This window comes from Undibacterium sp. GrIS 1.2, assembly GCF_040544435.1.
In the GTDB taxonomy this organism is placed as follows: domain Bacteria; phylum Pseudomonadota; class Gammaproteobacteria; order Burkholderiales; family Burkholderiaceae_D; genus Undibacterium.
The window spans coordinates 73,758-99,294 of the sequence record NZ_JBEONP010000016.1; the positions used below are offsets into that span (position 1 = coordinate 73,758).

The following is a 25,537-nucleotide window of genomic DNA, read 5'->3' on the forward strand; positions in this document are numbered from 1 at the left end:
ATTTAATCACGGCGTGTCAACAATAGAGGCAAAAGCTATGGTGTTATCAGAGCAGGCATTTAAAAAAATTGATCGTGAACTTGCAAAGTTCCCTGCCGATCAGCGTCAATCTGCTGTTATGGCTGCATTGGCTATTGCGCAGGACGAGACTGGCTGGGTTTCCCCTGCAGTGATGCAGACTTTAGCCGACTACATCGGTATGCCTGCTGTTGCTGTTCAGGAGGTTGCTACGTTTTATAACATGTACAACACGAAGCCAGTTGGTAAATTCAAGATTTCAGTTTGTACTAATTTGCCCTGCGCTCTGTCTGGTGGCGAACGAGCTGCGAATCATTTAAAAGCTAAGCTTGGATTGGGCTATAAAGAGTCTAGTGCAGATGGCTTATTTACTTTAGTTGAGGGTGAGTGCATGGGAGCTTGTGGGGATGCGCCAGTCATGCTGGTAAATAACAAACGCATGTGCAGCTTTATGACGAATGAAAAAATTGACTCGCTGGTTTCCGAACTCACAGAGGCGGGTAAATAATGACGAGTCTGCATAATCGTCATATTAATCCTTTGATTCTTGCGGGTTTAGACGGCAAAAATTGGCATCTACAAGATTATGTGGCACGTGGTGGCTACCAATCTTTAAAGCGTATTCTTGATGAGAAAATCCCACCAGAGCAAGTAATTGCTGAGCTAAAAGCATCATCGTTGCGTGGTCGCGGCGGTGCCGGTTTTCCTACTGGCTTGAAGTGGAGCTTTATGCCACGTCAATATCCTGGGCAAAAGTATTTGGTTTGCAATACAGATGAGGGTGAGCCAGGTACATTTAAAGATCGGGACATAATTCGTTATAACCCGCACTCTTTAATAGAGGGTATGGCGATTGGTGCCTATGCTATGGGTATCACTGTCGGCTATAACTATATCCATGGTGAAATTTTTGCTGATTATGATCGCTTTGAAGAGGCTCTCGAAGAGGCTCGTGCGGCAGGAATGCTGGGCGATAAAATTCATGGATCTGAGTTCTCTTTCCAGTTACATGCTTTCCATGGTTATGGCGCATATATATGTGGTGAAGAAACGGCCTTGCTAGAGTCTTTGGAGGGCAAAAAGGGACAACCACGCTTTAAGCCACCATTCCCCGCCAGCTTTGGTTTGTATGGCAAGCCAACTACGATTAACAACACGGAGACTTTTGCCGCGGTTCCGTTTGTTTTCTCAATGGGCGGTGAGAAATATGCAGCTTTAGGCAAGCCAAATAATGGCGGTACTAAGATTTTTTCAATTTCTGGCGACGTGGAAAGGCCCGGTAATTACGAAATTCCATTGGGTACGCCATTCGCTACCTTGTTAGAACTCGCTGGCGGTATGCGTGGTGGTAAGAAAATTAAGGCCGTGATCCCTGGCGGATCATCAGCTCCAGTAATTACAGGTGACGTAATGATGTCTACCGACTTGGATTATGATTCAATTGCCAAGGCGGGTTCAATGTTGGGTTCTGGTGCCGTGATTGTGATGGACGAAACCCGTTGCATGGTTAAATCTTTATTACGTTTGTCCTATTTCTATTTTGAAGAATCCTGTGGTCAATGTACTCCTTGTCGCGAGGGTACAGGTTGGATGTATCGTATGGTTCATCGTATCGAGAACGGGCAGGGCAGGCTAGATGATCTGGATATGCTGAACTCGATCGCTGACAACATTCAAGGCCGAACAATTTGCGCGTTGGGTGATGCTGCAGCGATGCCAGTCCGCGCATTCATTAAGAATTTCCGCGAAGAATTTGAATATCACATCGAGCATAAACATTGCTTGGTTCCTGCTTACATTTAAGCCAGCTCAGATAGAGTACTTCAGAGTAAACCATGGTTGAAATCGAAATAGACGGCAAAAAAGTCGAAGTGCAAGAAGGCAGCATGGTAATGGATGCTGCAAATAAACTTGGCACCTACATTCCTCACTTTTGCTATCACAAAAAATTGTCTATTGCGGCTAATTGCCGCATGTGTCTGGTTGAAGTAGAAAAAGCCCCTAAGCCTTTACCAGCTTGTGCTACGCCGGTGACCGCTGGCATGATTGTGCGTTCCAATAGCGATAAAGCGATTAAGGCACAAAAGGGAGTAATGGAATTTCTCCTGATTAATCATCCACTTGATTGTCCAATTTGTGACCAAGGCGGCGAGTGTCAACTTCAAGATTTAGCTGTAGGTTATGGCGCAGGTAGTTCACGCTACGACGAAGAAAAACGTGTGGTTTTTCATAAAAATGTCGGTCCGCTTATTTCTATGGAAGAAATGAGCCGCTGTATTCACTGTACCCGTTGTGTTCGTTTTGGTCAGGAAATCGCTGGCGTAATGGAACTAGGAATGCTTGGTCGTGGTGAGCATGCAGAGATTACTTCGTTTGTTGGTAAGACGGTGGACTCCGAATTGTCCGGAAACATGATTGATCTGTGCCCGGTAGGAGCGTTAACATCTAAACCGTTTCGCTACTCTGCCCGAACTTGGGAGCTGTCTCGCCGTAAATCGATTAGCGCACATGATGGTTTAGGCTCCAACTTGATTATTCAGGTAAAGAATAACAAAGTGATGCGGGTTGTTCCGCTGGAAAATGAAGCAGTCAACGAATGCTGGATTTCTGATAAAGATCGCTTTGCCTATGAAGGTTTAAATAGCACGGAGCGCTTGACTAAACCTATGATTAAACAAGGTGGTCAGTGGCAAGAAACCGATTGGCAGACTGCGTTAGAGTATGTCGCACATGGATTACGGAATATCAAGCATGAGCATGGTGCTGCAGCGATTGCAGCAGCAGCTACTGCTAATTCAACTTTAGAAGAATTGACGTTGTTACAGCGTTTAGTTCGCGGCCTTGGTTCAGATAATGTCGACTTCCGCTTACGTCAGTCAGATTTTTCTATTGATGACAAGGTTAAACCATGGTTGGGTATGTCCATTGTTGACTTCTCTCAATTGAAAAATATTTTTGTAATCGGTTCTTTTCTGCGTAAGGATCATCCATTGTTAGCCGCACGTTTGCGCCAAGCGGTAAAAATGGGTGCAAAGTTAAATGTATTACATGCAACGGATGATGAGTTACTAATCAGTTTGGCAAATAATGCTGTTATTGCGCCATCAGCTTGGTTGAATTTTTTAGCAGAAGTAGCGGTTGTAATTGCGACTAAAAAAGAGATTCCTAAACCTTCCGGTTTTGAACATGTACAAGCATCTGCAGTAGCAGTAGCAATTGCAGAGAGTCTGTTGAAAAATAACTCTGGAGTGTTTTTGGGTAATGCGGCCGCCCAGCATCCTGAGGCTTGTCAATTACATGTTTTGGCACAATGGATAGCGCAAAATGTTAATGCTGGTTTTGGTTATTTAACGGAGGCAGCAAATACGGTCGGTGGATATTTGGCTGGAGCAATACCAAACATTGCTACCAACGCTCAATCTCTATTTGCGAAACCTAAAAAAGCTTATATTTTATTACATGCTGAGCCTGAGCTTGATTGCGCTAATCCTCAACAGGCAAAGTTCGCCCTAGATCAAGCAGAAATGGTTGTTTCTTTATCGGCTTATAAGCATGGACTTGATTATGCTGACGTCTTACTACCTGTTTCCCCATTTACAGAAACCGCCGGTACATTCGTTAATTGTGAGGGACGTCCTCAAAGTTTTCATGGCGTTGTCAAACCGCTAAGTGATACCCGTCCAGCTTGGAAAGTGTTGCGCGTGTTAGGTAATCTATTAGACTTGCCAAATTTCGAATTTGAAACTTCAGAATCTGTTCGTGATTCTGTGTTGGGTGAAAATTTAACCGCATTATCTAGTCGGTTGAACAACATCAGCGCGCAAGTTCCGGTATTCTCGTCATCAGTATCTGCTGGTTTGGAGCGAGTCTCGGATGTGGCAATTTACAGTACTGATGCGATAGTAAGAAGATCAGAATCTTTGCAAAAAACTGTGGATGCAAAAGCACCAGAAGTATTTTTGAGTGCAGCACAATTTGCTCAGTTAAGTTTAAAAGAAGGCGATTACGTCAAAGTGTCACAAGGCCAAGGTTCGGCTACCTTGCCAGCTATGTTGGGTAAAAATTTGCCTGATAACGTCGTGCGAATTGCTGCAGGTCATATAGCTACTAAGTCTTTAGGGCCGATGTTTGGTCCTATTACAGTGGAGCGTGCGTAATGAGTTTGCTGCTCACCATAGAAGGCTATGGCCAACAATATTTAGGTGCTCTTTGGCCACTGGTTTGGACCTTAGTTAAAATTGTGTGCATTACTTTGCCAGTAATGGGGTGCGTTGCTTACTTGACCCTATGGGAACGTAAGATGATAGGCTGGATGCACATTCGCCTTGGCCCTAACCGAGTTGGCCCGGCTGGTTTATTACAGCCAATTGCAGATGCCCTCAAATTGCTTTTAAAAGAAATTATTGTTCCCGCTAAAGCGAATAAAGTACTGTTCATTTTGGCGCCAATTATGACAATTATGCCGGCACTCGCTGCATGGTCTGTCATTCCATTCGGACCAGAAACTGTGTTGGCGAATGTAAACGCCGGTTTGCTTTTGGTTATGGCGATTACATCAATGGAAGTTTACGGAATTATCATTGCAGGCTGGGCATCTAATTCCAAATATGCTTTCTTGGGCGCTATGCGTGCCTCTGCGCAGATGGTTTCTTATGAAATTGCAATGGGTTTTGTGTTAGTTATTGTACTGATGGTATCTGGCAGTCTGAATTTAACTGACATTGTAAATAGTCAAACACATGGTTTTGCTGCAAGTTACGGACTGAATATCTTTTCATGGAATTGGTTACCTTTGTTGCCAGTATTCGTCGTGTATGTTATCTCGGGTATTGCAGAAACTAATCGACATCCTTTCGACGTAGTTGAAGGGGAGTCTGAAATCGTTGCTGGTCACATGGTTGAATATTCAGGTATGTCTTTTGCGATGTTCTTCTTGGCAGAATACGCCAATATGATTTTAATTTCTGCAATGGCATCCCTTATGTTTCTGGGGGGATGGTCCTCCCCACTTGAAATCGCACCTTTAACCTGGTTACCAGGCTGGATATGGCTAGGTTTGAAAACGTTTGTTGTCGTATCGATGTTTATATGGGCGCGCGCTTCTTTCCCACGCTACCGCTATGATCAAATCATGCGTTTAGGTTGGAAAGTGTTTATTCCATTGACTTTAGTCTACCTAGTTATCGTGGCTGCATGGATGCAAACATCCTGGAATATTTGGAAGTAAGAGGCTCAAAAAAATGGAAGCAATTAAAGACTTTTTCGGCAGCTTGATGTTGCGCGAATTGATTAAGGGTTTAGCTCTCACGGGACGCTATATGTTTGCCCGCAAGATTACCGTACAGTTTCCTGAAGAAAAAACACCTCAGTCTCCACGCTTTCGCGGTTTACATGCATTGCGTCGGTATCCAAATGGTGAGGAACGTTGTATTGCTTGTAAATTATGTGAGGCGGTTTGTCCTGCAATGGCAATTACGATTGAGTCAGATTTACGTGAAGATGGTACGCGTAGGACAACTCGTTACGATATTGATCTGACTAAATGTATCTTTTGTGGTTTTTGCGAAGAGTCTTGTCCAGTTGATTCGATTGTTGAAACGCATGTACTTGAATATCACGGCGAAAAACGCGGTGATTTGTACTTCACTAAAGAAATGCTATTGGCCGTAGGTGATCGCTACGAAACTGAAATTGCAGCAGCACGTAGTGTTGATGCAGCTTATCGTTAATCAGGGATAACCAGGATTTAGCTCAATATGGAATTTACAACCATTTTATTTTATGTATTTGCGGCGATATTGGTTTTTGCCGCAGTTCAAGTGATTACCGCACGTAGTCCTGTACATGCAGCATTGTTTTTAGTACTTGCCTTTTTTACTGCTGCTGGTATTTGGTTACTTCTGAAAGCAGAGTTTTTAGCTATTGTTTTAGTATTGGTTTATGTTGGTGCTGTCATGGTACTGTTTTTATTCGTTGTCATGATGCTTGACATTAATATGGATAAGCTACGCCAGGGATTTTGGAGTCATTTTCCTTTAGCCGCCAGTGTTGGTGTATTGATTGTATTAGAAATGTCAGCGGTGTTATGGCGTGGATTTTTGCGGCCGGATAATCGCATTCCAGCATCTGCTGAGAATATAGGAAATACCAAAGCGCTAGGCATAGCGATCTTTACAGAGTACGCTTTTGCTTTTGAAGTAGCAGCGGCAATATTATTAGTAGCCATTGTCGCAGCCGTAGCATTAACTTTGCGTCGTCGTAAAGACAGTAAATATTTTGATCCATCCAAAGCCGTCAAGGTTAAAAGTAAAGACCGAATCCGTATCGTCAATATGGTTGCTGATTCTGAGCGTGCGAGGGATAGAGCAGGTAATGGTTTTAATGCCGCCATTGCTACAGAGAAAACGGAGGCGAAATGACTTTGACATTGACGCACTACCTGATATTGGGAGCAATTCTGTTTGCAATATCTATTGTAGGTATTTTTCTTAATCGCAAAAATATTATAGTTTTGCTGATGGCAATTGAGCTAATGCTCTTAGCTGTAAACATGAATTTCATCGCTTTCTCACATTATTTGGATGATGCGGCTGGACAGATTTTTGTATTCTTTATCTTGACTGTGGCTGCGGCTGAATCTGCAATTGGCCTGGCGATTCTGGTAGTAATGTTCCGTAATTTGGATACCATCAACGTAGAAGATTTAGATGCACTTAAGGGGTAAGTAAATTCTATTAATTTGTATGTTCTAAGATAAGTGCAAATTATGAAATTCACTGGCAGTTTAAAAAAGCAATAAGCTCACAAAGGGTCATTATGGCGGGGCAACTTAACCCACATTTACTACTAGCAGTACCTCTAGCGCCTTTGGCGGGTTCTGCTATTGCAGGTTTGTTAGGCACTAAATTTTTTGGTAACTTAGTTGGTCGTAAGGTTTCTCACACGGTTACTATTTTAGGAGTATTGATAGCTTTCATTATCTCTTGTATGACGCTGTCATCGGTGATTGATGGCGCTACTTACAATGGAACTCTCTACCAGTGGATGCAAGTAGCAGGACTTAAACTCGAAGTCGGTTTTCTAGTGGATAGTCTGACCGCTATGATGATGTGTGTTGTGACTTTTGTGTCGTTGATGGTGCACGTTTATACCATTGGATATATGAAGGACGATGAAGGTTATAACCGATTCTTTTCCTACATATCATTATTCACGTTTTCGATGCTAATGCTCGTAATGAGCAATAACTTCCTACAACTCTTTTTCGGTTGGGAAGCAGTAGGCTTGGTATCTTATCTTTTGATTGGCTTTTGGTATACAAAACCAACTGCTATCTACGCAAATATGAAAGCTTTCTTAGTCAATCGTGTAGGTGACTTTGGCTTCATTTTAGGCATTGGTTTGCTGTTGGCTTACGCTGGTTCTATGAACTACGCAGAAGTTTTCGCTAAAAAAGAAGAGTTGGCTAAATTCTTATTACCGGGCACTAACTGGATGTTGATAACGGTTGCTTGTATTTGTTTGTTCATTGGTGCAATGGGCAAGTCGGCACAATTTCCTTTACATGTATGGCTGCCGGATTCAATGGAAGGCCCGACACCGATTTCTGCGTTGATTCACGCGGCGACGATGGTTACTGCAGGTATCTTCATGGTAGCGCGCATGTCGCCTCTGTTTGAACTGTCAGACACTGCATTGTCTTTCATTCTGGTGATAGGTTCTATTACTGCTTTGTTCATGGGATTCTTAGGCATCATACAAAATGATATTAAACGTGTAGTTGCTTACTCAACCTTGTCGCAATTAGGTTATATGACCGTGGCCTTGGGTGCGTCTGCGTATTCGGTTGCTGTATTCCATTTAATGACACATGCGTTCTTTAAAGCCTTGTTATTCCTTGCTGCTGGTTCCGTGATTATCGGTATGCATCATGACCAAGATATTCGGAACATGGGCGGTTTGCGTAAATACATGCCGATTACATGGATTACATCTTTGTTAGGTTCTTTAGCTTTAATTGGTACTCCATTCTTTTCAGGTTTTTATTCAAAAGATAGCATTATTGATGCGGTGCAAGCGAGCCATATCGTTGGTTCAGGTTTCGCACAATTTGCTGTTCTGGCTGGCGTATTTGTTACTGCATTTTATTCCTTCCGTATGTACTTCTTGGTATTCCACGGGAAAGAGAATTTTGGACATGCGCATGGTCATCAGGATGCGCACGACGACCATCATGCCGACGCACACGATGATCACGACGAACATCATCACGGCTTGGCTCCCGGGCAAAAGCCACACGAATCGCCGATGGTAGTTTGGCTGCCATTAGTGTTACTCGCAATTCCCTCGGTAGTGATTGGTTTCTTTGCGATAGAGCCAATGTTGTTCGGTAATTTTTTCAAGGGCGTTATTTTCGTAGATGAAGCGCACCATTCAATGGAGGAGCTTACCCAGGAATTTCATGGTCCTCTAGCAATGGCTATTCATGCTCTGACATCATTGCCATTTTGGTTGGCCTTAGCAGGTGTTGTTACGTCCTATGTTTTTTATATGCTTAAGCCTGAAATTCCAACGGCGATCAAGAAACATGCGCATGCTATCTATACCTTGCTCGATAATAAATACTACATGGACAGATTCAACGAAATCGTTTTTGCTGGCGGCGCACGTATGCTTGGAAACGGCCTGTGGAACGTTGGTGATAAAGGCCTGATTGATGGTCTGATCGTAAACGGTAGTGCTAAATTTGTTGGCTGGCTGTCTAGAGGCGTCCGCTTGTTCCAAACTGGCTATTTGTACCACTATGCGTTTGTAATGATACTTGGAGTGTTAGGTTTCTTGACCTACTTCATGTTTCCGTTCATGTTTCCTCTCGCTAAATAAGCAATTCATATAAAAAGAACTCATGATGCAGTCAACTTCTTACTTATTAAGCCTGGCAATCTGGTGTCCAATCGCTTTTGGATTATTTGTCCTCGCCTTTGGTAGTGATACAAATCCTGGCTTGACCCGTGGTATTTCGCTGGTAGGTTCACTAGCCAGTTTGTTGGTTACATTTCCTTTAATTCAACGCTTCGATAACACTGTGCATGGAATGCAATTTATTGAAAAAAGTGCGTGGATAGAGCGGTTTAACGTATTTTATGCCCTGGGTATCGATGGTATTTCACTCTGGCTAGTACCCTTGACAGCATTTGTTACGGTGATTGTTGTGATAGCCGCGTGGGAAGTAGTAGAAAAGCAAGTTGCCCAATATATGGGCGCATTTTTGATACTCTCCGGCTTAATGATAGGTGTGTTTTGCGCTACTGATGGTTTGTTGTTCTATGTGTTTTTTGAAGCGACTTTGATACCAATGTTTATTATTGTTGGTGTTTGGGGTGGGCCGAATCGTGTATATGCAGCCTTCAAGTTTTTTCTGTACACCTTGATGGGGTCTTTACTAACCTTGGTTGCGATTATCTATCTGTACTTCAAAGCAGGTAATACATTCGATATCATGGCTTGGCATCAATTGCCTTTGCCATTGTCAACTCAAATCATGATTTTCCTAGCTTTCTTGATGGCATTTGCGGTCAAAGTGCCAATGTGGCCAGTACACACCTGGTTGCCGGATGCTCACGTGGAAGCACCTACCGGTGGTTCAGTTGTGTTGGCTGCGATTATGTTGAAGCTTGGCGCTTATGGATTCTTGCGTTTTTCCTTACCTATCGCGCCAGATGCTAGTCATTACTTGTCTGGCTTTATGATTGCCTTGTCTCTGATTGCTGTGATCTACATTGGTCTGGTGGCATTAGTGCAAGCAGACATGAAAAAATTGGTAGCTTATTCATCGATTGCTCACATGGGTTTCGTCACTCTTGGTTTCTTCATGTTTAATAACATGTCAGTACAAGGTGGCATTGTTCAAATGATCTCTCACGGATTTATTTCTGCAGCGATGTTCTTATGCATCGGTGTCTTGTATGACCGAGTGCATTCACGTCAAATTGTTGATTACGGCGGTGTAGTAAATACTATGCCAAAGTTTGCTGCACTATTCGTTTTATTTTCCATGGCAAACTGCGGCTTGCCAGCAACCTCTGGTTTTGTTGGCGAATTCATGGTGATTTTGGGAGCTGTTCAATTTAATTTCTGGATTGGAATGTTAGCAGCGACAGCATTGATTTTTGGCGCTGCCTATTCACTTTGGATGGTGAAGCGAGTCGTATTCGGAGCGATTGTCCACGAACATGTTGCCAAATTAGCTGACATCAATAAACGTGAATTTTTTATGCTCGGTATTTTAGCGATTGCTGTGATCTGGATGGGTTTGTATCCAGCACCTTTTACAGATGCAATGCAGGTTTCTGTGGCTGATTTATTGAAGCATGTCGCAACATCAAAAATAGCGCCTTGATTGAGCATTCAATATAAATTAAAAGACTGAAAGCAGGCTAACGTTTTTGCAGCCTGCTTAGATCCAGATCAATGCTAGTACCTAGTACAAACGAAACTATATGAACCTGATACCACTTTATCCTGAAATTTTCTTGCTCTCAGCAATCTGCGTTATTTTGCTGATTGACATGTTTCTTGCAGACGATAAGCGCAATGTGACATATGTGTTGAGCATATTGAGTTTGGTCATATGCGGCGTTTTGACTTTGATCAACCCTAGTGGTGACGGCTCAATTTATTTTAGTAATAAGATGTTCGTATCGGATCCGATGTCGAATCTTCTTAAAATATTTTCATACATCGCAGTTGGTTTGACTCTAATTTACGGACGTCAATATGCTTCTGATCGTGGCATGACAAACGGAAAATTGGGCGGTGAGTTTTATGTACTGGCCTTGTTCTCTTTATTGGGACAAATGGTAATGATCTCTGGGAATAATTTTCTGGTGATTTACCTCGGTCTAGAACTCATGTCTTTGTCTTTGTATGCCCTAGTTGCTTTGCGTCGCGATCATACAATTTCTACTGAAGCCGCGATGAAATACTTCATTCTGGGCGCATTAGCTTCTGGCTTCCTTTTGTATGGTATTTCTATGTTGTATGGGGCTACAGGTTCTTTGGATTTGGCCGAAGTTGCTAAAGCTTCTGCTTCACCAGCGGCAAACAAATTAATTTTGGTATTTGGTATTGTCTTTCTGGTTGCTGGTTTGGCCTTCAAATTGGGTGCGGTTCCTTTCCATATGTGGGTGCCCGACGTATATCAAGGCTCCCCAACGGTTGTAACTTTATTGCTGGGCGGTGCACCTAAGTTGGCTGCGTTTGCAATATGTTTCCGTTTGTTGGTTGAAGGTCTGTTCCCAATGGCGGTGGATTGGCAGCAAATGTTGATCGTATTGGCAGTGATGTCGATGGCGATCGGTAATATCACTGCGATTGCACAGACTAATCTAAAGCGTATGCTTGCTTACTCGACTATTTCACAAATGGGTTTTATGTTGCTTGGTCTGTTGTCAGGTGTAGTCGATGGCAATACGAGTTTTGCGGCTGAAGCCTACAGTGCTTCGATGTTTTATAGCATTACCTATGTATTAACTACTTTAGGTACATTCGGCGTCATCATGCTGCTGTCGCGCTCGGGTTTTGAAGCTGAAAATCTCGATGATTTAAAGGGGTTGAATAAACGTAGTCCTTGGTTTGCTTTAGTGATGTTACTGTTGATGTTCTCCTTGGCAGGTATTCCTCCAATGATGGGTTTCTACGCTAAGTTGTCCGTACTTAAAGCTGTTCTGGCTACAGGGCACGTATGGTTGGCTGTTGCAGCTGTCTTGTTCTCCCTGATTGGTGCCTTCTACTACATACGCATTGTCAAATTGATGTACTTTGATCTGCCTGCAGATAATAGTCCTATCATCGCAAGCACCGATATGCGTATTGTCTTAAGTATTAATGGTATCGTGGTATTAGCCATGGGTTTGATGCCTGGGGCATTGATGGCAGCATGCAGTAACGCGATCATCAAGACACTGGCCTCCTGATGTACTTGGTAGGAATCTAAAGTGGATGTATCCGCTTCTAGTTGGCTGGTGATTATTTTATCCATAATCGCCGCCAATTCGCCTTTTTTTAATGAGCGTTTGTTTTCTTTTATCTCTGTGAAAACCTGGCTTGTTAAACCTCTCTGGTGTCGTTTGCTAGAACTGATTGTTCTCTACTTTGTGGTCGGTAGCTTAGCTGGTTTATTAGAAGCTCAAGCGGGTAATCGATTTACACAAACGTGGGAGTTCTACTCAATCACGGCATGTTTATTCTTGGTTCTCGCTTTTCCTGGATTTGTTTATCGTTATTTGAGAAAACAATATGGATAAATTGACTTTGGATGCAGCGACAAATCCACATTTGGCAGAAACTAAAGTCAGCGGTGAGTTGGCCTACTCCGGTAGTTTTCTTAAAGTAGAAAAAGATACGGTGAGCTTACCCGACGGTAAGCATGTAACACGCGAGTACATCAAACATCCCGGCGCAGTTGTTATCTTGCCTGTATTTGATGACGGTACTGTACTAATGGAACGCCAGTTCCGTTATCCGTTGAATCAAGTCTTTATTGAATTCCCAGCCGGTAAGATCGATCTTGATGAGGATGCTTTAGTATGCGCTCAGCGTGAATTACGCGAAGAGACAGGCTATACAGCGACTGACTGGCGCTATCTATGCACCATTCATAATGCGATTGCTTATTCTGACGAACACCTGGATATTTTTCTTGCACGCGGCCTGATTGCGGGTGAAGCGAAGTTGGATGAAGAAGAGTTTTTAGAAACTTTTCATGCCACTTTGCCCGAGTTACTCGATTGGGTTAAAACAGGGAAAATTACGGATGTAAAAACAGTGATCGGTAGTTTCTGGCTACAAAAAGTACTCTCTGAAAATTGGTGAGTATCTAAAAATCACAAAAAAATTGATCAGATAGATTAAACCCAGATTTTCCATTAGACCGCTACCACTTGTCGCTGTTCCAATGGAAAATCTGGGTTAAACGCATAACTGAAGACCAAGTCAGCCACTTTGAAAAAAAGTGGCTTTTTTGTTGGCAGAGTAAAAAGCCGATAAATCATTTTTATGTAATGTTTATATCTTCAGCGGACCTTTTTAGAGAATCTTTACTGCGCCGGTGCTATCTTGGAATCACCACAACAACCCGTGCAAATCTCCATGAATCGCATTACTTCTATTAGCAGTTCTCCGCGTTTTTCTCTGGTCTCTGCATTGACCTCGATGAGCACAACAGCATCTGACGTCAATAACAATAGTAACTCTTCTCTGGCAAGACAAAAATATGCGTCACCGACAGTCACTTTGCTTCCCAAAGTTTCTTATCGCATTCAACGTCAAGCTGTTACGCCAGATTTTATGATGCGTATTACGGTAGATAGCGATTGTGCCACTGAGTTAAGACATTTGATTTTGAATCGTTGCGGCAAGATGGTGACTTATATCCGCATGCAGCCTGTGGATCATGCGAGTCGTATGATCGTTTGGTTGTGCCTCGCTAAGCCAGCGGTTGAAACCATTATCCATGCCGTGATGACTGCCTTGCCTAGCGCTGAGTTCGGCAAAATCACCCCAATTTCTCCAACGCCTGCCCGCTAGATTTTATGTTCGCTCAAGTTTGCTTAAGTTTCATCAGCGCGAAGAGCGTTACAAATTTTGAGAAGTCAAACCATTTGTCCTTATATAAGAAGCTGATCATGACTACTTTTGATGGTATTTGGGTGCCTTTGGTCACGCCACTCCGACAACAAAAAATTGATTTGAGAGCCGCTCAACAACTTGCTCTGCAAATGACTGATGCAGGCGTCAAAGGTCTGGTTGTTTGTGGCACTACCGGTGAGGCCGCGACCCTTGATGATACAGAACAAGCACGATTGCTCGCTGCGATTCAAGAAGCGGTTCCTGCCAATTGTCCTGTCGCATTAGGTTTAAGTGGTAGCGGTACGCATGCGATGGTAGAGCGCTTGAAACGTTTTGGTACTGCGCCAGCCGCTTACCTGATTTCTGCACCCGCTTATGTTCGTCCATCGCAAGAAGGTATTCGCTTGCATTTTGAAGCCTTGGCCGCGGCGAGTGAGCGTCCCATTATTTTATATAACATTCCCTCCAGAACTGGCGTAAATATTGATGTGGAAACGATCGCGGCGCTTGCCGCTAATCCTAAGTTTGTCGCAATTAAAGATTGCGGCGGTCAATTATATCAAACCAGCGCACTACTTAGCCAGAGCGGACTCAATGTTTTATGCGGTGACGACGCATTGATGTTTGATGTATTTGCCATGGGTGCGCAGGGCGCTATTTCTGCATCCGCACACATACGCCCAGATTTATTTGTCCATTTATTGTACTTAATACGGCACTCAAAAACGCGAGAAGCCTTAGCCTTATTTAGTCAATTATTACCATTGATTAAAGTCTTATTTTCGGAACCAAATCCAGCGCCCGTCAAAGCTGCTTTATCCATGTTGTGGGGCATGGAAGACAGCGTGCGCTTACCGATGACACCCATGTCCAATAAGGGAAAACTCCAGTTAGCAAAAGTCTTGGAGCAAGTAATGGCGATACCTAGTCCCAGCGTATTAAATTTTAACTCACCGAAAATATCACAGAGTGAATTGCAATTGCAGTTAATCACCGAGACGACATTTTGTCCTAAATGTTCTGCTGAGCTGGCTTCAGAACAAAGTGCAGAACTGGTTCATTGAACACCATAGTACTTACGCAAAACTGCTCCAGCTGCGTTACAGCTCCTAGCCGTACTAAAGTAATGTCGTCGTCGCTGCGCCTTACTGGGACAATTTTGCGGAAGTCCTAACCGATTAAAACAGAGTCAGTATAAGAAAAGAAACTATGATAATTACGATTGCAAACCAGACTGGCGGCACCGAAAAATCAATGCTGGCGGATAGTCTTGCGGCCTTACGTACCCAGACCGGGCGCAGAGTTTTGTTGCTTGATAACGACCCCAAACAATCCTCTATAGGTTGGTGCGCTGAACGCAATGCCAGTGGTATCAGTCCTGCCGTAATGGCGCGTGCTATTAGTGGCAAAGGCATGCAGCCAGAGTTAGAAAATTTAGGTTGTCGCTTTCAAGACATCGTAATTGATACCGAGGCTCGTGATTCTCTTGGCAGCAGATCGGCACTGATCGCTGCAGGTTTGGTGATCGTTGCCTTGGACTCCGATCAATTTAATGTAGGTATGCTTGATGCTGTAGATTCAAATTGCTTTAGCGAAGACAAACTCACCGCAAGAATCGCCACCGCACGTGAACTCAATCCCAGTCTTCGTATTCTCGTTGTCATCACTTACCGGTCCACCTATCCCACATTCGCCTGCTTAGACGCTGTCAGACAATTTGTCGCCAACATTCCCTGTGCAGAATTCTTTGCCCGACCGATACACGCTGATGCAGTGTTGCATCAAGCCTACCAAGAGGGACTGGCAATCAGCGAATGTGCAGATCAGCAAACAGCACAAGAAATACAAGATTTATACAGCGAAGTTTTTGGTGATTAAGTGATCTTTTAGCGCCGCTATGTCATTTACCTTCTCATTTTTTATTGTGCTACTTTTGGTACTGAATCCCATGTTAAGCATATCGCCTAAGTTGATCGTAAAGTCTCAGTCCGATTTGCTAATGACGACGGGAGTGAGCTCAGGACTAGCGCCTTCACCAAGCAATCGCCAGATTCTCGTCGCGTGTACTGGCTTGTTGTTGATATTGCTTTTACTCTCCTTATTCGGGCAATCGTTTCGATATTGGATTCCAATATCGGTAGCCAATACGGCGAGCCTGCAAGTGAGTGCTGGATTGATTTTGTTACTGGCTGCGCTGGGTATGGTATTTTTTTCTAAGACGACGAAAGTGTCTCCTCGTACCAATCAACAGATTAATGATTTAGCTAATCACAAAGCTAATCGTGCAGCTAATCAAACCCCCGATCCGTTCGATGAGAAGCGCTGGTCTTTGCTACGGCTTTTTAGCCCGACCGCAATGATGACTGTCTTGTTGTTAAGCGCGATACAGCCAGAGCATGCGCGGCAAATTGTGGCTGCGTTGGCCGCCGCCATGCTGGTGCTGACCATTCTTCTTATCGCGCTAAAAAATGTACAAAACTATCGTAGATTCGCATTAGTTGCTAATGGCTTTCAGACCTTGTTAGGTTTGATTCTGGCAGTGATTGCAATCGATAGAATGTTGACTGGTCTTCACCTGTATTTTCAACATGGATAGGACACAGATGATTTTGACCATGGTAGCTGATCCCTCGCTGCATTCAATGCGCGTAAGTGCCACGCTGGCGAAAGCCCTTGCACAGCAGCGGGCAGATGCCGGCAGAAATGTGCTGCTGGTTTCTCAGCAGTCCGACGCGGAGCTTGGTTGGAATGCGATCGAGCTAAAAGCTGGCGCGGCATTGCATTCAATTTGCGCCGGTAGTCTGGCAGCCAAGTTGGAAACGACTTACTGCGCTTATCACACCACCTTGATTCATTTATATCAGGATCAAGACCGGCAGCAGCATCTGGAACATCATGCCTTGATGGCGTCTTGCGATATGGCGGTATTCCATTTGCACGCAGCACATTTTGATGTCCAGGCGCAGCAGCGCTTGCTAACGCAGATCGCCGCGGTACGCTGCCATCATTGGGAGCGTCCGATACTATTAGCGATTGAAACTGCCGCAGCCAGCCTTGAGCAAATTGCCAGCCTCAGCGCGCTGGAGAAAAATCTACAGGTCAAAATCGTTTTGCTACCAGCCGGAACCGACAGCACCGACAGATGCAAGAGTCTGTACAGAGCGCTGTTCCTTTAAAACACATCGCTTTAATCTATATCGCTTTAATACTTGTTGAGATTAGCGGATTATTGCGCGGCAGATTAATTGGGGAAAAGCTGGATTTCGGTTCACTGTAAAGTCACATCTCAGGGTTTCTGTAGTAGCTTGATTGAAATATACTCCCCATTTATTTTTCTAAAAATGCCAATTTTCCAATCTTTCTATGGACACTCCATATATACAGGATGGGAGTATATATTTTGACTCTATCATCTAACAACGATCAATCATTATCAAGTACCTGCTAGTAGGACTTAAAGCGTGGTGCTCGTCTCCCAAGTATTTCCAGCATACGTATTGATAGATGTATTGACTTCGGTTAGGCCGCGTTTCAGACATACGCTGAATTTCTATTCAGATGCAGCGCGAGTATTGGTCACGAGTATTAGTCACGAGTAAAATGACGCTCAATGCTGAATGCTCAACATTCAATACAAGCAATAAGACCACAACAGAAAATGGCTGCATCCAATGCGAATATTATTAGTTGAAGACGACCGCAAAGCAGCGCGCCTGTTGGCCCGAGGCTTTCAGGAAGAAGGCTTTATTATCGACATCGCTCATACGGCGGAAGAGGGCGAGGAAGAAGCCTTCATCACCGACTATGATCTGATTATTTTAGACTGGATGCTGCCAGGTAAAGACGGCATAGATCTATGCCGCGATCTGCGGGCGCGCGGCAGCCAGACACCTATCATGATGCTGACAGCGCGTGACGCTTTAACTGACAGGATTACTGGCCTCAACACCGGTGCTGATGATTACCTGACCAAGCCCTTTGCATTTGAAGAATTACTGGCGCGTGTCCGAGCCCTGTTACGACGTTCTGAGATCAGTCGTCCCTTGATTTTGGCTGCGTATGATTTGACACTGGATCCAGTCAGCCACCGCGTCATGCGGGCAAATGTTTTATTAGACTTAACGCCCAAGGAATATGCCATCTTAGAAATCTTGTTGCGTCATCCGGGCGAGGTAATCAGTCGCGCGCGTTTGGCGGAACAAGTGTGGAAAGCTGACACCATTTCGCTGGATAATCTGATCGACGCGCATATCAGTAATTTGCGTAAAAAGGTAGACAGTAATAGCGACACGCCTTTGATACAAACCATACGTGGTCGCGGTTTTTGTATCAAGGCTGGCGCGCCAATCTAGCTTAGCGAACTTCGCCCCATCGTCATTAATTTTTTAACGCTGATCCATACAAGATGCCACCAAAAACTACCACCAGTCTGCTCAACTTCAGAACCCGATTGGTGCTGGTACATTTGGCTGTCATCATCACCGTATTAACGGTCGCCGCCTTTGCTGCACATCTGAGTTTGTCCCGCGCAGTCCACGGTCAGTTAGACGCAGCATTGCTAGCGCTGGCAGAAACTGAGATTTCTATGCTGGCTGAAAAAGGCCCGGTCAAAGTACACGACACGACGGCCGGACCTGCGCCGCCGTCCTTAATGCGCTTAGATCGCTTAGTACAAATCATTGATGCTAACGGACAGGTATTGGCACGCAGCGTCAACCTTGGTGCGGCAAAATTGCCGGTGCCCCCCGAGTTGTTATCGCGTTTGGCCGAAGGCAATACCGTGTTTGAAACCTTACCTAAATTTGGTGAGGAACCAGTGCGCATGGTCTCTATGCCGATCCGGGTCGATAACCGTTTAATGGCGATACAGGTCGCTGGCTCGCTCGATGACACCAGTCATGTAGTCGACTCCGCCAGCATCTTATTTATCATCATGGCGCTGACCCTGATCGTCGCCGTTGGCGTTGCAGGTGTGTTGCTGACCCGCCGTGTATTTAACGCGATTGATAATATTGTGCGAGAGGCGCACCACATCGGCGAAGCAAATTTCGCCGAACGACTGCCACATCCTGGTACCTCTGACGAGATCGGGCGCTTGGTCGATACCTTGAATGAAATGCTGGATCGTTTACAACAAAGTTTTGAGGTACAGCGACGATTTACTGCCGATGCTTCACATGAATTACGTTCACCTTTATCCCGCTTAAGAATGGAACTGGAAGTCACCTTGCGACGACCGCGCGAACCTGCTGATTATATTCAGGCGCTGCATTCTTGTATGGAAGAAGTAGAGCGTTTGAGTTTGCTGGTAGAAGAATTATTAACCCTGGCGCGGATCGACGCCGGTCAGGAGCGTAATACCTCGGAAGTCGTCTGCCTCAATCAACTGGTGGATGAGGCGGCAAGCCGTATGGAGGCCATAGCCTCGGAGCGCGCAATACGGATTAGGATTACGCCTTCGCCAGAGGTCATGGCACGAGTAGCGCGTGGTTCTGCCAGCTTGGTGATTGCCAATTTACTAGACAACGCGGTCAAGTTTTCTCGCCACGGCGGGAATGTGGTGGTGACGCTTGCAGACGAGGGAGGAATGGTCAGTATCAGTGTATCCGACACAGGGCCAGGGATTAACCGCGAAGAATTACCGCACTTGTTTGAGCGGTTTTATCGCGGTACCAGCACCCGCGCGGAAGAAACACCAGGGGTTGGCCTTGGTCTCGCATTATCGCAATCTATTGCCCACGTATATGGCGGATGTATTGAGGTTGCCAGTTCTTCTCAGCCCTCACAATCAGGTACGCAATTTACGTTTAAGCTGCCCAAGCCTGCTGACTTGCTGTGAAATCGATAGCGAACAAAAAAGCCACGATGATTCGTGGCTTTTTGCTTTCTTTGCGTAAGTCCAGTATTACATGCTTGGATAGTTTGGCCCGCCGCCACCTTCAGGCGTAACCCAGACGATATTTTGCGTCGGATCTTTGATATCGCAAGTTTTGCAATGTACGCAGTTTTGCGCATTGATTTGCAAGCGATCTGCACCCTGATCAGTTTTGACAAACTCATATACGCCAGCCGGGCAGTAGCGCGCTTCTGGTCCTGCATACTTGGCTAAGTTGATGCCAACCGGCACGCTCGCATCTTTCAACGTCAGATGAATTGGCTGATCTTCTGCGTGATTGGTGTTAGAGATAAACACCGACGATAAGCGATCAAAGGTGAGCTTGCCATCTGGCTTTGGATACACAATCGGCTCGAACTCGGACGCAGGGCGTAGACATTCATGATCGGCTTTGGAATGATGCAAAGTCCAAGGTGCTTTGCCGCGTAAGACCATTTGATCCAGCCAGACCAGCGGTGAACCGTAAGTTCCTTTTTTCAGCAAAGGTTTGACGTTACGTGCTGTGTGCAGTTCTTCATGCAACCAGGATTGTTCAAAGGCCGTAGAGTAGGCGGTCAATTCGTCATGCTGACGTTGTGCTCCCAGCGCGTCAAACGCGGCAATCGCTGCCAGCATGCCGGTTTTGATCGCAGCGTGACTACCTTTAATGCGACTCATATTCAAAAAGCCAGCATCGCAACCAATCAATGCGCCACCTGGGAACACCAGTTTAGGCAGAGATTGTAAACCGCCCGCGGTGATTGCTCGTGCACCATAAGAGATGCGCTTACCGCCTTCAAAGAAACCACAAATTGCCGGATGCGTTTTAAAACGTTGAAATTCCTCGTAAGGCGACAGGTAAGGATTTTCATAGGCCAAACCAACGACATAGCCGACGGCAACTTGGTTATTTTCAAGGTGATACAGGAAGGAGCCACTGTATTGATCCATCAGCGGCCAACCTGTGGTGTGGACGACCAGACCAGGTTTATGTTGCTTAGGATCGATTTCCCATAATTCTTTAATACCGATGCCGTAGGATTGCGGATCTTTACCTTTATTTAAGTCATATTTAGCCATGACCTGTTTACCCAAATGACCGCGCGCACCTTCTGCAAACAAGGTGTATTTGGCATGTAGTTCCATTCCTAACTGGAATGCTGGAGACGCTTCGCCGTGGCGATCAACACCCATATTGCCGGTAGCTACCCCTTTGACAGAACCATCATCGTTGTATAGTACTTCTGCAGCGGCAAAACCCGGGAATACCTCCACACCCAGGGTCTCAGCTTGCTGCGCCAGCCAGCGGGTGACATTGGCTAAAGAGACGATGTAATTACCATGATTCTCGAAACAGGCGGGCAACATCCAGTTCGGCGTTTTAAATGCTTTTTTCTCCGTCAATACCAAGACGCGATCTTCAGCCACTTCGGTATTCAGCGGCGCGCCCATTTCTTTCCAGTTGGGGAAGAGTTCCGTTAAAGCTTTTGGGTCCATCACTGCGCCAGACAAAATATGCGCGCCGGGCTCGCCACCTTTTTCCAGAACGCAGACAGAGACTTCGTTGCCTTTTTCTGCTGCGAGTTGTTTGAGCTTGATCGCAGCGGACAATCCGGCAGGGCCGCCGCCGACAATAACGACGTCATATTCCATCGCATCGCGCGGACCGAACTGCTCTATTAGACTTTGTGTCATGGCTATAATCGCTTTCAGAAAATTTACGAACGAACGTGCTTATTTGTTGTCGGTATGGTATAGCTTAGGGATGTAATGCGCAAGCTGAGCAATTCTTCTAATTAATCGTTGTCAATGCGGTTGTAAATACGCTTACCAGTGCGCTTACCAACGGATTGGTAAATAAATTCAGTCTTGCTCCGGCAATTCTCCGACAACCATGAATTGCTTATTTTTGTTGTGCATGGATTATCGCAGAGGGTGAAATAAGATGCAGCACTTTCATGATTTTGATCGATAAAATGGAAGTTTTAAAACACAAGCATATTGTCTATGTCATCATAGCGGCACATTCAAAATGATATGGTTCCAGGATTTACGCAAAACTGTTCCGGCGAGCTGGCGCCTGTTAAGGTTCCAGTAGGTAAAAGGTGAGTAATTTTGCATAAGTCTTGGCATATCGAACAATGTACAAAACACGTAGCACTTTCAGCAAATTTTTAGTCGGAGAATCTGATGGGTATTGAAGTTAATTTCGAAGGAAAAATCGCTCTGGTGACAGGCGCCTCCAGTGGTCTTGGTGCTCGCTTTGCAAAAATTCTTGCACAAGCCGGGGCACAAGTCGTGCTGGCTTCGCGCCGGATTGATCGCTTGAAAGAGCTGCGGGCAGAAATCGAGGCTGAAGGTGGTGCTGCACATGTTGTGACATTGGACGTCACCGACTATGCCAGTATTAAATCAGCGATTGCCCATGCGGAAACCGAAGCCGGTCCTATCGATATCCTGATCAATAATTCTGGTGTCTCAACCACACAGCGTTTGATCGACGTCACGCCAGAAGATTATGCCTACGTAATGGACACCAATCAGCGCGGCGCTTTTTTTGTTGCGCAAGAGACGGCCAAGCGCATGATTGCCCGCTACAAGGGCGATCCTAAAAAACAGCACAGGATTATCAATATTGCTTCTGTCGCAGGTTTGCGTGTATTGCCACAAATCGGTATTTATTGCGTCAGTAAAGCCGCAGTGGTACACATGACAAAATCCATGGCGGTCGAGTGGGGCAAGTTCGGTATTAATGTGAATGCGATTTGCCCAGGCTATATTGAGACAGAAATTAACCAGGATCATTTTAAAAGTGAACAGGGTCAAAAGCTGATTGATATGCTGCCAAGAAAACGGGTCGGTATGCCAGAAGATTTGGACGGTTTGTTGCTGTTGCTGGCCGCAGAAGAATCACGCTTTTTGAATGGAGCGATAGTAACGGCAGACGATGGAATGAGCGCGCAATGATAGGCGAGAAAGTACTTGATAAAAAGTTGGTGTACACCGTGACAATTCCAATTCGCTGGGGCGATATGGATGCATTGGGACATGTCAATAATACTGTGTACTTTCGCTATATGGAGCAGGCCAGGCTGGAGTGGCTGACGATGCTGGGTTGTTTGCCCGATGAAAACGGCAACGGTCCGGTCATCATCAATGCCCACTGCACATTTAAAAAACCCTTGAAATATCCTGATCAGGTTGAAGTCTGTACCTACATCGGCGGTGCAGGCCGTAGCAGTTTTGAAACCATCCAAGAAATGCGCAGTGTCAGCGATGGTTACACGCTGTATGCAGAAGGTGGAGCCAAGGTCGTGTGGGTCGATGCGCAAACGCAAAAGTCCACCGTACTTCCAGAATCGATTAAGGAAAAACTGACTGAGCTGAAAACCGCAGTGAAGTCGGCAAATAAGCCAGCACGACGTGTGAAGGCGGTATAAATGAACGTTGAATACACCTGAATCTAATAGTCAGCTGACTACTTCAACACACATGAAGCTGAGTTGTAATCTGTCTCCAGGGATAAGCAACTCAGCTGACGATTCGTAATAATTTATGTACTAGTTCGCTGGATGTTGCCGCCGTAAATTTACGCATCAGCTTTGCTCTGTGCATCTCCACCGTTCTTGGACTAAGCCCAATTTGCCGCGCAATCAGCTTGCTGGTTTTGCCTTCTACCAGCAGGGCGGCGATTTCTCTCTCGCGCGGCGTTAATTCTGCTGTGACTGAGCGTTTAGAACTCAGATCTTCAAATGTCCAGATTCCCTCCGCGTGAGCATCTTCTTTATGTAACCCCCGGCCTGAGACATGGCACCAGAATAATTCTTGATTGGCTCGTTTCATGATGCGCTCGTCTGAGTAAGAGCCTTTGGCATTCATGATCGGCGTGATACGCGCACCGGTACGTTCAAACTCATCTGGCGACGGGTATAAAATTAAAAATGATTGTCCCAGTAATTGTTCTTTTTGGTAGCCAAACATCTGCGCCAGATCATCATTGCAAGCGCGGATAATGCGATTTTGTGAGACGCATAGTCCGACCGGCGCGTACTGAAAAATCGTTTCAAAATTAATGAGCTGCGCTTCGGTCATGGAGTTTGAGCTGCTTATTTGGGGTAATTTGCGATAACTTAAGCTGACTAATTATTCGGTATTTGTCAGGTATTTTTACGGTATTGCGCTGTATAGAGTAGCATCATATGCTTGGCGATAAAACAAAACTTCAGTATAAAGCGCGGGTAGCAAAAAACTCACGCCAGTATCGTGTCGGACGCTGTATTTCAATAAGAGTTTCAACAAGAGTTTTAATATAAGAAAGGGACAACATGAACAAAGTTTATCCTGACGCTGCCAGTGCCTTGGCAGATATCGTCAAAGACGGACAAACCGTGGCGGTAGGCGGTTTTGGTCTGTGCGGTATCCCCGAGGCGCTGATCGCTGCCTTGCGCGATTCCGGCGTACAGAATTTGACGGCAATCTCCAACAACGCCGGTGTGGATGGCTTTGGTTTAGGGCAGTTATTGACTACGCGCCAGATCAAAAAAATGATCGCCTCTTATGTCGGTGAGAACAAAGAATTTGAACGTCAATATCTGGCCGGTGAGTTGGAATTAGAATTTACACCACAAGGTACTCTGGCCGAAAAACTACGTGCCGGCGGCGCAGGTATTCCAGCATTTTTCACCAAGACGGGCGTCGGCACCATCGTCGCTGACGGCAAAGAAATCCGTGAGTTTGATGGCGCACAATATGTCATGGAGCGTTCTTTAGTTGCCGACGTATCACTGGTCAAGGCCTACAAGGCAGATAAATCAGGCAATCTGGTCTATCGCAAAACGGCACGCAACTTCAATCCCAATGTGGCAATGGCAGGCAAAATCACCGTGGTTGAAGTGGAAGTCCTGGTCGAAATCGGTGAGATTGATCCTGATGATGTTCATACGCCAGGTATTTTTGTCCAACGCATCGTCGTCAACGCGACCCCGGAAAAACGCATAGAACAGCGCACTGTTCGCCCAGCAGAATAAGGAGAACAAAATGGCATGGACTCGTGATGAGATGGCTGCTCGTGCAGCAAAAGAATTACAAGATGGTTATTACGTCAATCTGGGCATAGGCTTGCCGACACTGGTTGCCAATCATGTGCCACAAGGCATGGAAGTATGGCTGCAGTCAGAGAATGGTTTGCTAGGTATCGGCCCTTTCCCGACGGAGGATGAAGTTGATCCTGACATGATTAATGCAGGTAAACAAACCGTAACGACCTTGCCAGGTTCGTCGATTTTTAGTTCTGCCGACTCGTTTGCGATGATACGTGGCGGCAAAATCAATCTGGCGATTTTGGGCGCAATGCAAGTCAGTGAAACCGGCGATCTGGCCAACTGGATGATCCCAGGCAAAATGGTTAAGGGCATGGGCGGTGCGATGGATCTGGTGGCAGGTGTTGGTCATGTAGTGGTGTTGATGGAGCATGTCGCCAAAGGCGATGCGCATAAAATCCTGAAAAAATGTAATTTGCCATTGACCGGTGTAGGCGTCGTCAATCGTATCATCACCGACCTGGGTGTGATTGATGTCACACCCAGCGGTTTGAAATTAATCGAATTAGCCAGCGGCGTGACTAAGGAGGAAGTGATTGCAAAAACCGAAGCGTCATTGGATGTCAGTGCGCTTGCTTAATCAGAACTAGTTTGTATGATTTGGTGATTTTTCGGTTCGGTAAAGTCGCTAGTCTACGTTGCCATACAAACTCAGTACATGAAAAAAATGCCAGCACTTCTGCTGGCATTTTTATTGCATCATTGATTGTTAGAAATTATATACTGGTGCTATGTATATTAATATTCAACGATGTTGTCCATATTTTAATTGGACAATAGAAGGCCTGTTTAAGATACTCCCTTTGTTATTTGTTATTTGTTGAGACCTTTGCATGACAGCCTTAATCAGAGCCGTTTCAGCAAAGGTTGAATTTTTAAAAAATAAAATGATGCTTTTTTAGTGATTTTGTCTTCA

The 25,537-nt window shown here is 45.1% G+C and carries 25 protein-coding genes; 23 read left to right on the top strand and 2 right to left on the bottom strand.

All coding sequences use genetic code 11. The annotated features are described in order from the left end of the window. Positions 1-37: 37 nt before the first annotated feature. From nuoE to AAKU61_RS09310, 19 genes are all read left to right on the top strand, one after another. Positions 38-526 (top strand): NADH-quinone oxidoreductase subunit NuoE, encoded by a 489-nt coding sequence (nuoE, locus tag AAKU61_RS09220; protein WP_354331606.1) that lies wholly within the window; start codon positions 38-40, stop codon positions 524-526. Further along, complete coding sequence (gene nuoF, locus AAKU61_RS09225) at positions 526-1,821, top strand: NADH-quinone oxidoreductase subunit NuoF (protein WP_354331557.1); 1,296 nt, start codon at positions 526-528, stop codon at positions 1,819-1,821. Before nuoE ends, nuoF begins: the two co-directional genes overlap by 1 nt. Before the next feature lie 32 nt (positions 1,822-1,853). Beyond that, positions 1,854-4,175: an NADH-quinone oxidoreductase subunit NuoG gene (nuoG, locus tag AAKU61_RS09230; RefSeq protein ID WP_354331559.1), complete on the top strand. Its 2,322-nt coding sequence runs from the start codon at positions 1,854-1,856 to the stop codon at positions 4,173-4,175. Further along, complete coding sequence (gene nuoH / locus AAKU61_RS09235; protein ID WP_354331561.1) at positions 4,175-5,245, top strand: NADH-quinone oxidoreductase subunit NuoH; 1,071 nt, start codon at positions 4,175-4,177, stop codon at positions 5,243-5,245. The genes nuoG and nuoH overlap by 1 nt, the downstream gene beginning before the upstream one ends. 13 nt (positions 5,246-5,258) lie before the next feature. Continuing rightward, positions 5,259-5,747 (top strand): NADH-quinone oxidoreductase subunit NuoI, encoded by a 489-nt coding sequence (nuoI, locus tag AAKU61_RS09240; protein ID WP_322119441.1) that lies wholly within the window; start codon positions 5,259-5,261, stop codon positions 5,745-5,747. A 27-nt stretch (positions 5,748-5,774) separates the two neighbouring features. After that, the gene (locus AAKU61_RS09245) at positions 5,775-6,437 is read left to right on the top strand and encodes an NADH-quinone oxidoreductase subunit J (protein ID WP_354331563.1); all 663 of its coding nucleotides are present in this window, start codon (positions 5,775-5,777) and stop codon (positions 6,435-6,437) included. Further along, positions 6,434-6,742, top strand: coding sequence for an NADH-quinone oxidoreductase subunit NuoK (gene nuoK, locus AAKU61_RS09250; protein ID WP_354331565.1), 309 nt, complete (start codon positions 6,434-6,436; stop codon positions 6,740-6,742). Before AAKU61_RS09245 ends, nuoK begins: the two co-directional genes overlap by 4 nt. A 92-nt stretch (positions 6,743-6,834) precedes the next feature. Beyond that, positions 6,835-8,901: an NADH-quinone oxidoreductase subunit L gene (gene nuoL / locus AAKU61_RS09255; RefSeq protein ID WP_354331567.1), complete on the top strand. Its 2,067-nt coding sequence runs from the start codon at positions 6,835-6,837 to the stop codon at positions 8,899-8,901. Between the two features lie 22 nt (positions 8,902-8,923). After that, positions 8,924-10,417: an NADH-quinone oxidoreductase subunit M gene (locus AAKU61_RS09260; protein WP_354331569.1), complete on the top strand. Its 1,494-nt coding sequence runs from the start codon at positions 8,924-8,926 to the stop codon at positions 10,415-10,417. 100 nt (positions 10,418-10,517) lie between these two features. Next, complete coding sequence (gene nuoN, locus AAKU61_RS09265) at positions 10,518-11,993, top strand: NADH-quinone oxidoreductase subunit NuoN (RefSeq protein ID WP_354331571.1); 1,476 nt, start codon at positions 10,518-10,520, stop codon at positions 11,991-11,993. Between the two features lie 21 nt (positions 11,994-12,014). Next, the gene (locus AAKU61_RS09270) at positions 12,015-12,323 is read left to right on the top strand and encodes a DUF2818 family protein (protein ID WP_354331573.1); all 309 of its coding nucleotides are present in this window, start codon (positions 12,015-12,017) and stop codon (positions 12,321-12,323) included. Next, positions 12,316-12,891: an NUDIX domain-containing protein gene (locus tag AAKU61_RS09275; protein WP_354331575.1), complete on the top strand. Its 576-nt coding sequence runs from the start codon at positions 12,316-12,318 to the stop codon at positions 12,889-12,891. Before AAKU61_RS09270 ends, AAKU61_RS09275 begins: the two co-directional genes overlap by 8 nt. 276 nt (positions 12,892-13,167) lie before the next feature. Further along, positions 13,168-13,605, top strand: coding sequence for a hypothetical protein (locus AAKU61_RS09280; protein ID WP_354331577.1), 438 nt, complete (start codon positions 13,168-13,170; stop codon positions 13,603-13,605). Positions 13,606-13,703: 98 nt separating this feature from the next. Further along, entirely contained in the window at positions 13,704-14,711 is a 1,008-nt protein-coding gene (gene dapA, locus AAKU61_RS09285; RefSeq protein WP_354331579.1) for a 4-hydroxy-tetrahydrodipicolinate synthase, read from the top strand. Between the two features lie 145 nt (positions 14,712-14,856). Continuing rightward, the gene (locus AAKU61_RS09290; protein WP_354331581.1) at positions 14,857-15,525 is read left to right on the top strand and encodes a nucleotide-binding protein; all 669 of its coding nucleotides are present in this window, start codon (positions 14,857-14,859) and stop codon (positions 15,523-15,525) included. Between the two features lie 70 nt (positions 15,526-15,595). Continuing rightward, a complete protein-coding gene (locus AAKU61_RS09295) occupies positions 15,596-16,243 on the top strand; it encodes a hypothetical protein (protein ID WP_354331583.1) in 648 nt (215 codons plus the stop codon). A gap of 7 nt (positions 16,244-16,250) precedes the next feature. Further along, the gene (locus AAKU61_RS09300; RefSeq protein WP_354331585.1) at positions 16,251-16,823 is read left to right on the top strand and encodes a hypothetical protein; all 573 of its coding nucleotides are present in this window, start codon (positions 16,251-16,253) and stop codon (positions 16,821-16,823) included. 495 nt (positions 16,824-17,318) lie between these two features. Beyond that, positions 17,319-17,999 carry a response regulator transcription factor gene (locus tag AAKU61_RS09305; protein ID WP_354331587.1) on the top strand — a complete coding sequence of 227 codons (681 nt, stop codon included), beginning with the start codon at positions 17,319-17,321 and terminating at the stop codon, positions 17,997-17,999. 77 nt (positions 18,000-18,076) lie between these two features. Continuing rightward, positions 18,077-19,486 (top strand): sensor histidine kinase, encoded by a 1,410-nt coding sequence (locus AAKU61_RS09310; RefSeq protein ID WP_503012596.1) that lies wholly within the window; start codon positions 18,077-18,079, stop codon positions 19,484-19,486. A 66-nt stretch (positions 19,487-19,552) separates the two neighbouring features. On the opposite strand, the gene AAKU61_RS09315 is transcribed toward AAKU61_RS09310, so the two are convergent. Then, positions 19,553-21,175, bottom strand: a complete 1,623-nt coding sequence (locus tag AAKU61_RS09315) for an electron transfer flavoprotein-ubiquinone oxidoreductase (RefSeq protein ID WP_503012597.1) — start codon at positions 21,173-21,175, stop codon at positions 19,553-19,555. A 537-nt stretch (positions 21,176-21,712) separates the two neighbouring features. Here AAKU61_RS09315 and AAKU61_RS09320 point away from each other — a divergent pair. After that, positions 21,713-22,489, top strand: coding sequence for an SDR family oxidoreductase (locus tag AAKU61_RS09320; protein ID WP_322119425.1), 777 nt, complete (start codon positions 21,713-21,715; stop codon positions 22,487-22,489). Further along, the gene (locus tag AAKU61_RS09325; protein WP_322119424.1) at positions 22,486-22,962 is read left to right on the top strand and encodes an acyl-CoA thioesterase; all 477 of its coding nucleotides are present in this window, start codon (positions 22,486-22,488) and stop codon (positions 22,960-22,962) included. Before AAKU61_RS09320 ends, AAKU61_RS09325 begins: the two co-directional genes overlap by 4 nt. A gap of 91 nt (positions 22,963-23,053) precedes the next feature. Here AAKU61_RS09325 and AAKU61_RS09330 read toward each other — a convergent pair whose 3' ends face one another. After that, positions 23,054-23,614 carry a LuxR C-terminal-related transcriptional regulator gene (locus tag AAKU61_RS09330; protein WP_354331594.1) on the bottom strand — a complete coding sequence of 187 codons (561 nt, stop codon included), beginning with the start codon at positions 23,612-23,614 and terminating at the stop codon, positions 23,054-23,056. 233 nt (positions 23,615-23,847) lie between these two features. Here AAKU61_RS09330 and AAKU61_RS09335 point away from each other — a divergent pair, with 233 nt between their 5' ends. Continuing rightward, the gene (locus AAKU61_RS09335) at positions 23,848-24,549 is read left to right on the top strand and encodes a CoA transferase subunit A (RefSeq protein ID WP_322119422.1); all 702 of its coding nucleotides are present in this window, start codon (positions 23,848-23,850) and stop codon (positions 24,547-24,549) included. A gap of 10 nt (positions 24,550-24,559) precedes the next feature. After that, the gene (locus tag AAKU61_RS09340) at positions 24,560-25,201 is read left to right on the top strand and encodes a CoA transferase subunit B (RefSeq protein ID WP_322119421.1); all 642 of its coding nucleotides are present in this window, start codon (positions 24,560-24,562) and stop codon (positions 25,199-25,201) included. The last annotated feature ends 336 nt before the right edge of the window (positions 25,202-25,537 follow it).